Source organism: Arthrobacter sp. SO5, assembly GCF_020532805.1.
GTDB lineage: Bacteria > Actinomycetota > Actinomycetes > Actinomycetales > Micrococcaceae > Arthrobacter.
This window is the reverse complement of sequence record NZ_MQTQ01000093.1, coordinates 7,918-15,855: the sequence shown is the minus strand read 5'-3', so window position 1 is coordinate 15,855 and position 7,938 is coordinate 7,918. Positions and strand designations below refer to the sequence as shown.

Sequence of the window (7,938 nt, the reverse complement as noted above, 5' to 3'; positions counted from 1 at the left end):
CTGAGGCGGGCACGCCGCTGAGCATCTTTTGGGGTGCGCGGCCGCCAGGCCACTGACGGCGCACCGCGGCGTGATTGCCGCCGATGCCGCCACTGGTCACCACCACCGCCGCACCGGAGGCTTCGAAGCCGCCCACGACGACCCGTGGGGAGGCCGCACCGCGCGCCGCGCCGCTGGGCTCCAGAACCTCCCCACGGACGCCGCTCACCCGTCCTGCGTGGCTCACGAGGTCCGTGGCGCGGTGCCGGAAGTGAAAGGACACGCGCCCTGACGCCTGGCCCTCCCGCAGCTTCGCCAGGAAGGGTTCCACGAGGGCGGGTCCGGTGCCCCAGGCGACGTGGAAGCGCGGAACCGTGTTGCCGTGGCCGTCGGGGCCGTAGCCCCCGCGCTCGGCCCACTGCACAAGCGGAAACAGCCCGACGCCGAGAGATGCCAGCCACGAGCGTTTTTCTCCGGCCGCAAAGTTGACGTACGCGGCGGCCCAGTCGCGGGCGAGGGCATCCTCCGGCCGGTCGAAGGCTGCGGAGGACAGCCAGTCAGAGAGGGCCAGTTCCTCGCTGTCCCGCACGCCCAGCCGGCGCTGCTCGGGGGAGTTGACGAGGAAGAGGCCGCCGAAGGACCAGTGTGCCTGGCCGCCCACGGAGGCTTCGGGTTCCTGGTCCAGCACCGCAACACGCCGCCCGGCGGCATAGGCCTGCGCCGCGGCCACCAGACCGGCAAGGCCAGCGCCGACGACGATGACATCGGCCTCCACGACGGTCCCCGCGGCTCCGTGGGGTCCGCCGGTGAACATTGCATCGTCGCTGGTCATGGCTTCATGCTAACTCCCGGCGGGCCGCTGGTTTGGTCTGGGACGCATGAACCGCAAAACTAGAGCCATGCGCGTATATCCGACCTTCTTCCGGCTTGCCTTCTCATGGATGGACGCCGAACGCGCCCACAAAATCGGCTTCCGGGCCATTCGCCTGGTCCACAGCTGCGGTGCCGGGCGGGTGCTGCAGAAGTTCACGGCCCCGGCCCCCTCGCTGCGGACCCAGGCCTTAGGCCTGACCTTCCCTTCCCCCTTCGGCCTGGCAGCCGGCTTTGACAAGGAGGGCCACGGAATCGAAGCCCTCACCGAGCTCGGCTTCGGCCATGTCGAGGTCGGCACGATCACCGGCCAGGCCCAGCCCGGCAACCCGGCCCCAAGGCTCTTCCGCCTCATCGAGGACAGGGCCGTGATCAACCGGATGGGGTTCAACAATGATGGCGCCGCGGCGGTGGCGCCGCGGCTGAAATCGGCTCGGGCCGCACTGCAGCGACACCATCCCGGCGTCCGCCCGGTCATCGGCGTCAACATCGGCAAGAGCAAGGTGGTGGACCTTGGGGACGCCGTGGCCGACTACCTGGTCAGCGCCCGGAGCCTGGCGCCTGCCGCCGATTACCTGGTGGTCAACGTCAGCTCCCCGAACACCCCCGGTCTCCGGCTGCTCCAGGACGTTGAGACGCTCCGTCCGCTGCTTTCGGCCGTGGGCGAGGAAGCGGACCGGGCCGCCGGCCGGCACGTGCCGCTGCTGGTCAAGATTGCCCCGGACCTCAGCGATGAGGACGTCGACGCCGTCGCCCGCCTGGCCCTGGACCTGAAGCTGGACGGCATCATCGCCACCAACACGACCATCGCCCGACCCGCCCTCTCAACCGGTCTGGCGGAGGTTGAGGCCTGCGGAGCCGGCGGCCTGTCCGGGGCGCCGCTGAAGAAGCGTTCCCTCGAAGTTCTTGCCCGGCTCAGGAACGCGACCGGGGGCGCTCTGGTGCTTGTGTCGGCCGGCGGCGTGGAAACGGCCCGGGACGTCCAGGAACGCCTCGACGCCGGCGCCAGCCTGGTGCAGGGCTACACGGCATTCCTGTACGAGGGTCCCTTCTGGGCCGCCCGCATCAACCGGCAGCTCGCAAAGCACCCCTCGCGGCGCTAGGTGCGCCCGAGGCGCACCAGGCACAAGAAGCCCCCGGCAGTCCGACTGCCGGGGGCTTCTTCGTTGGCGATTCCGGGTGGCTAGTGCATCAGGCGGGGAACTCGCCGCGCTTGACCTGCGGCTTGGGAAGGCGGAGGCGGCGGAACTGCAGGGAGCGCATGGACCCGTACCAGACCGTGCCGCGCTCCACGTTGCCGAACTTCGCCGCCAGGCGCTTCTTCAGCTTCCGGGACAGGACGAAGACGTCCACGAAGACCGCCAGGAACATCACCCAGAAGCCGCCCAGCACGTAGATCATCTGTTCACTGGAGGCCGGCACGAGGAGCGAGACCACCACGAAGACCAGGGCGCCGAACATCAGGTATTCGCCGAGGCTGAAACGGGCATCCACGTAGTCGCGGGCGAAGCGCTTCTGCGGGCCCTTGTCCCGCAGCGGCAGGAACTTCTCATCGCCGGAGTCCAGGGCCTGGCGCGTCTTCACCCGCTGATCCTGGATGGCGGCGCGTTCCGCGGCCTTGGAGGCCTTACGGTCCTCCGGCACGAGGGGGCGCCTGCGGGCGGCCACCTGGGCGCTGCGCTTGGGCGTGGGGGCGCCCTTCCCGATGGCGGCGGCGCCGGCCGAAGCGTCGGCTGCCTGCTGGTCAACTACGTCCTGCGCCGAGGGCGCTTCTTTTTTTCGTCCAAACACCCCTCCAGAATACCCCGCGCCGCCCGGCGCGAGACCCAGCCCACAGGGCGCCCGAGCCGCAGCGGCACTGTTTGTGGTGATCCGTGACACGGGTAGTGTTCTGGCCATGACTTCATCACCCGCGGGGAACCCGCAGACCTCCACCGGCCGCGTCGGAAACTTCGACGCCGAAGCCCTCCGCCGGGCCGTTGCCGAATCGTTTGACACCACCATCAGCCAGTTGAAGGAGCTCGTCGCCATACCGGGCATCGCCTGGCCCAGCTTCGACCCGGCCCCGCTGAACGCCAGCGCCGACGCCGTCGCCGCGCTGGTCCGCGCCAGCGGGTTCGACGACGTCAGGATCCTGCGCTGCGACAAGGAGGACGGCACGCCCGGCGGTCCCGCCGTCGTCGCACGCCGTCCCGCCGCCGAAGGCAAGCCGACCATCCTGCTGTACGCCCACCACGATGTGCAGCCCACCGGCGACCTCGCGCTGTGGCAGAGCGAGCCGTTCACCGCCGTCGAACGCGACGGCCGGCTCTACGGCCGCGGCGCGGCGGACGACAAAGCGGGAATCCTGGCCCACATCGCGGCCTACTCCGCCGTGACCAAGGTGCTGGGCAACGACCTCGGCCTCGGCGTGACCTTCTTCTTCGAGGGCGAAGAAGAAGCCGGGTCCCCGACCTTCCGGTCCTTCCTGGAAACCCACCAGGACCTGCTGCGCTCCGACGTGATCGTCGTCGCCGACTCCAGCAACTGGAAGGTGGGCATCCCGGCCCTCACCACGAGCCTGCGCGGACTCGTCGACGGCACCATCGAGGTTAAGGTGCTGGACCACGCCGTCCACTCCGGCATGTTCGGCGGTCCTGTGCTGGACGCCCCCACGCTGCTGTCCCGGCTGATCGCCACGCTGCACGACCAGGATGGCAGCGTCGCGATCGCCGGCCTGGTCAGCCGCGACGACGTCGAGGTGGACCTCACGGAAGAGCAGTACCGGGCCGACGCCTCAGTGCTCGACGGCGTCAGGCTCGCCGGGACAGGCTCCATTGCGTCCCGGATGTGGACCAAGCCGGCGCTGTCGATCATCGGCTTCGACGCCCCGGCCGTGGACGTCGCCTCCAACACCCTGCTCCCGCGGGCCCGCGCCAAGTTCAGCCTGCGCCTGGCCCCCGGGCAGGATCCGGCCGATGCCATGGACGCCGTGCGCAAGCACGTCGAGGCCAACGCGCCCTTTGGTGCCCAGGTGGTCTTCACGCCGGGGGAGAGCGGCAACGCCTTCCTCACGGACACGTCCTCCGCGGCAGCGACCGCGGCGATGTGGGCACTCGGGGAAGCCTGGGGTGTGCCGGCCGTCGAAACGGGGATCGGCGGGTCGATTCCCTTCATTGCTGACCTGACGGAGCTGTACCCCGACGTGCAGATCCTGGTCACCGGCGTCGAGGATCCGGACTCGCGTGCCCACAGCGCCAACGAGTCCCTGCACCTGGCTGACTTCCGGAACGCGATCGTGGCCGAAGCACTCCTGCTGGCCCGCCTGAACGAGGACGGACTGGCCTGACCCGCGGGCGGCCCCGTTGCTCCGCGGCGTCCAGTCCCGGGGAACAGCCAGCCGGCTCCGAGGGTTACGCCAGGAGTTAGAGCTACGCCGCGGATCGACGTAGCATGTAGCTATAGCCCATACCGTTGAAGTAGGGGCAGGTGCCGTGCGAGCGGCACCGCCACCACCGCCGTAAGAAGGTAGGCCATGAGCACTACAACCAATGAAAACAGCGCCGGCACCACCGCCCCGGCTGACGAGGAACAGGCAACGCACGAGGTCAAGCTGACCGACGTCGCAGCGGGCAAGGTCCGCAGCCTGCTCGAGCAGGAAGGCCGCACGGATCTGCGCCTCCGCGTTGCCGTGCAGCCCGGCGGTTGCTCCGGCCTGATCTACCAGCTCTACTTCGATGAGAGGATCCTCGACGGAGACGCGGTACGTGACTATGACGGCGTTGAAGTTGTGGTCGACAAGATGAGCGTTCCCTACCTCAGCGGTGCCAGCATCGACTTCGAGGACACCATCGCCAAGCAGGGCTTCACCATCGACAACCCCAACGCCGGTGGCTCCTGCGCCTGCGGGGATTCCTTCCACTAAGGCCGGGCATTGTGCCCGGCCTTAGTGCCGCGGCATCCCGCACGAGCAGACCGGGCAAAAAGGTCCCGACGCACGGCTCGGACATGTGGGCGAAAACTCCTGGGGAGCGGTAAGCTCTACATCGAGTAGTAAAACTTTTTTTGTGCCCTGACCGCCAATTACCGGCCCGGGGCGACAGCAACAAGTAGGAAGGGCCGTCTGTGAGTTCGCAGAACCGAACCGGCAGCCGACGCAAACAGATCACTACGATCACTGGCTTGGCACTCGCCGGCGCGTTGGCTTTGACTGGATGTTCACCAGAGGTACAGAAAGGGTGGCTGCCCACGGAGCGTGGCACCACCAGCAACACTGACCGCATCATGGACCTCTGGGTCAACTCATGGATTGCCGCGCTGATCGTGGGCGTCATCACCTGGGGTCTGATGATCTGGTGCATCGTCGCTTACCGGCGCCGCAAGGGCACCGTGGGCTTCCCCCGGCAGAACAGCTTCAACCTGCCCCTCGAGGTCTTCTACCTGACGATCCCGCTGTTCATGGTCCTGGTGTTCTTCTACTTCACGGACCGCGACCAGCAGGCGATCGACAACCGAGCCGTGCCTGCCGACGTCGTCGTCGACGTACGCGGCAAGCAGTGGGCCTGGGACTTCAACTACAAAAAGGGCGACGTCGTCCGCGAGGACGTCCACGAGGCCGGCGTCCAGGCGCACCTCACCGGTGACAACGTGGACAAGGAAAAGCTGCCCACCCTGTACCTCCCGGTGAACAAGTCCGTTGACCTGGAACTCAATGCCCGCGACGTCATCCACTCGTTCTGGGTTCCCGCCTTCCTGCAGAAGCGCGACATGATCCCCGGCAAGACCAACTACATCAGGGTCACCCCCACCAAAGAGGGCACCTACGACGGCAAGTGCGCTGAACTCTGCGGCGAGTACCACTCCGAGATGCTGTTCCGCGTAAAGGTCGTCTCTGACGCCGAATTCCAGGCACACCTGGAGAAGCTGCGCCAGGACGGCAACACCGGTCTCCTCGGCGAAGAGTACGACCGCAACCCGGCCCCGACCGAAACCAAGTAAGGGGAGCGACGTGGCAACCACCTATTCTCAGCCCTCCGGGAGGACCCTTGAGGCTCCCGTAGTACCCAAATCCAAGGGACGCATCGTCGTCAACTGGATCACCTCCACCGACCACAAGACCATCGGGTACATGTACCTGATCTCGTCCTTCGTGTTCTTCTGCTTCGGCGGCGTGATGGCGCTGCTGATCCGCGCCGAGCTGTTCGAGCCCGGCATGCAGATCCTGCAGACCAAGGAACAGTACAACCAGCTGTTCACCATGCACGGCACCGTCATGCTCCTGATGTTCGCGACCCCGCTGTTCGCGGGCTTCGCCAACGTCATCATGCCGCTCCAGATCGGTGCACCCGACGTCGCGTTCCCGCGGCTGAACGCACTGGCCTTCTGGTTCTTCCTCTTCGGCTCCACCATCGCCGTGTCCGGCTTCATCACCCCGCAGGGTGCCGCATCGTTTGGCTGGTTCGCGTATGCGCCGCTGTCCAATACGACGTTCAGCCCCGGTGTGGGCGGTGACCTCTGGGTCTTCGGCCTCGCGCTGTCGGGCTTCGGCACCATTCTCGGCGCCGTGAACTTCATCACCACGGTCATCTGCATGCGTGCCCCCGGCATGACCATGTGGCGTATGCCGATCTTCACCTGGAACATCCTCGTGACGGCGATCCTGGTCCTGATGGCGTTCCCGCCGCTGGCCGCAGCCCTCTTCGCCCTCGGCGCGGACCGCCGCTTCGGAGCCCACATCTTCGATCCCGAGAACGGCGGCGCTGTCCTCTGGCAGCACCTGTTCTGGTTCTTCGGGCACCCTGAGGTCTACATCATCGCGCTGCCGTTCTTCGGCATTGTCTCGGAGATCTTCCCGGTCTTCAGCCGCAAGCCGATCTTCGGCTACAAGGGCCTGGTGTACGCCACGATCTCCATCGCAGCCCTGTCCGTTACCGTGTGGGCCCACCACATGTACGTCACCGGCTCCGTGCTGCTGCCGTTCTTCTCCTTCATGACGATGCTCATCGCCGTTCCGACCGGTGTGAAGTTCTTCAACTGGATCGGCACGATGTGGCGGGGTTCCATCACGTTTGAGACCCCCATGCTGTGGAGCATCGGCTTCCTGGCCACGTTCCTCTTCGGCGGCCTCACCGGCATCATCCTGGCCTCCCCGCCGCTGGACTTCCACGTGTCCGACTCCTACTTCGTGGTGGCACACTTCCACTACGTCGTCTTCGGCACCGTGGTGTTCGCGATGTTCGCCGGCTTCTATTTCTGGTGGCCCAAATTCACCGGCAAGATGCTCAACGAGCGCCTGGGCAAGATCCACTTCTGGATGTTGTTCCTGGGCTTCCACGGCACCTTCCTCATCCAGCACTGGCTGGGCGTCGAGGGCATGCCCCGGCGTTATGCGGACTACATGCCGCAGGATAACTTCACCTGGATGAACCAGTTCTCCACTTACGCCTCGTTCCTGCTGGGCGCGTCGCTCATCCCGTTCTTCTGGAACGTCTACATCACCTGGCGCAGCACCGAACGGGTCGAAGTTGATGACCCGTGGGGCTTTGGCGCCTCCCTCGAATGGGCGACGTCGTGCCCGCCGCCGCGTCACAACTTCACGTCGCTGCCGCGGATCCGTTCGGAGCGTCCTGCCCTGGATCTGCACCACCCCGAGCTCTCCCAGTCATACACCGTCGATTCTCCTGCCCCGGCGGCAGCAGCGCTCGGTAACGCCGACCAGAAGGACCAGGCCCAGTGAAAATCGAATCAAGGATTTTTGGCTACGGAGCCTTCTTCTTCATCCCGGTCTCAGTCGTCTACGGATTCCTGACCGGCTGGACGGAGTGGGTCGGCGCACTCGGGATTCTGCTGCTCGGCGGCCTCGCGGGCATGGTCGGCGCCTACCTGGCGTTCACCGGGAAACGCGTCGGGATGCGTCCGGAGGACCGCAGCGACGCGGAGATCCACGAAGGCGCCGGTGAACAGGGACACTTCAGCCCGTGGAGCTGGTGGCCGCTGGTCCTTGGCTTCTCCTGCGCCACCGGTTTCCTCGGCCTGGCCGTAGGATTCTGGATTGTGTTCATCGCCGGCGGCCTCGCGGTCGTCGCCCTGGTCGGCTGGGTCTACGAATAC

8 protein-coding genes are annotated in these 7,938 nt (G+C 66.6%); 6 read left to right on the top strand and 2 right to left on the bottom strand.

Annotated elements, in window-relative coordinates:
- Window positions 1-793, bottom strand: a 793-nt coding sequence (locus BJG92_RS16220; protein ID WP_232085101.1) for an FAD-binding protein, incomplete at its 3' end; no start/stop codon positions are given.
- 85 nt (window positions 794-878) lie between these two features.
- On the opposite strand from BJG92_RS16220, the gene BJG92_RS16215 reads away from it, so the two are divergent.
- The gene (locus BJG92_RS16215) at window positions 879-1,952 is read left to right on the top strand and encodes a quinone-dependent dihydroorotate dehydrogenase (protein WP_232085016.1); all 1,074 of its coding nucleotides are present in this window, start codon (window positions 879-881) and stop codon (window positions 1,950-1,952) included.
- An 88-nt stretch (window positions 1,953-2,040) separates the two neighbouring features.
- On the opposite strand, the gene BJG92_RS16210 is transcribed toward BJG92_RS16215, so the two are convergent.
- Window positions 2,041-2,640 carry a DUF3043 domain-containing protein gene (locus BJG92_RS16210; RefSeq protein ID WP_232085015.1) on the bottom strand — a complete coding sequence of 200 codons (600 nt, stop codon included), beginning with the start codon at window positions 2,638-2,640 and terminating at the stop codon, window positions 2,041-2,043.
- A 106-nt stretch (window positions 2,641-2,746) separates the two neighbouring features.
- On the opposite strand from BJG92_RS16210, the gene BJG92_RS16205 reads away from it, so the two are divergent.
- From BJG92_RS16205 to BJG92_RS16185, 5 genes are all read left to right on the top strand, one after another.
- Window positions 2,747-4,177, top strand: coding sequence for a dipeptidase (locus tag BJG92_RS16205; protein ID WP_232085014.1), 1,431 nt, complete (start codon window positions 2,747-2,749; stop codon window positions 4,175-4,177).
- Window positions 4,178-4,363: 186 nt separating this feature from the next.
- Entirely contained in the window at window positions 4,364-4,753 is a 390-nt protein-coding gene (gene erpA, locus BJG92_RS16200; protein ID WP_232085013.1) for an iron-sulfur cluster insertion protein ErpA, read from the top strand.
- Between the two features lie 200 nt (window positions 4,754-4,953).
- Window positions 4,954-5,826: a cytochrome c oxidase subunit II gene (coxB, locus tag BJG92_RS16195; protein WP_232085012.1), complete on the top strand. Its 873-nt coding sequence runs from the start codon at window positions 4,954-4,956 to the stop codon at window positions 5,824-5,826.
- A gap of 10 nt (window positions 5,827-5,836) precedes the next feature.
- Window positions 5,837-7,564: a cytochrome c oxidase subunit I gene (gene ctaD / locus BJG92_RS16190; protein ID WP_232085011.1), complete on the top strand. Its 1,728-nt coding sequence runs from the start codon at window positions 5,837-5,839 to the stop codon at window positions 7,562-7,564.
- A partial coding sequence (locus BJG92_RS16185; RefSeq protein ID WP_232085010.1) for a cytochrome c oxidase subunit 4 occupies window positions 7,561-7,938 on the top strand: 378 nt, incomplete at its 3' end. The genes ctaD and BJG92_RS16185, both read left to right, overlap by 4 nt.

Excerpts from the sequence above, each read along its gene's own strand:
- erpA (WP_232085013.1), top strand. The coding sequence starts at position 4,364 with ATGAGCACTACAACCAATGAAAACAGCGCCGGCACCACCGCCCCGGCT.
- BJG92_RS16215 (WP_232085016.1), top strand. The coding sequence starts at position 879 with ATGCGCGTATATCCGACCTTCTTCCGGCTTGCCTTCTCATGGATGGAC.
- BJG92_RS16205 (WP_232085014.1), top strand. The coding sequence starts at position 2,747 with ATGACTTCATCACCCGCGGGGAACCCGCAGACCTCCACCGGCCGCGTC.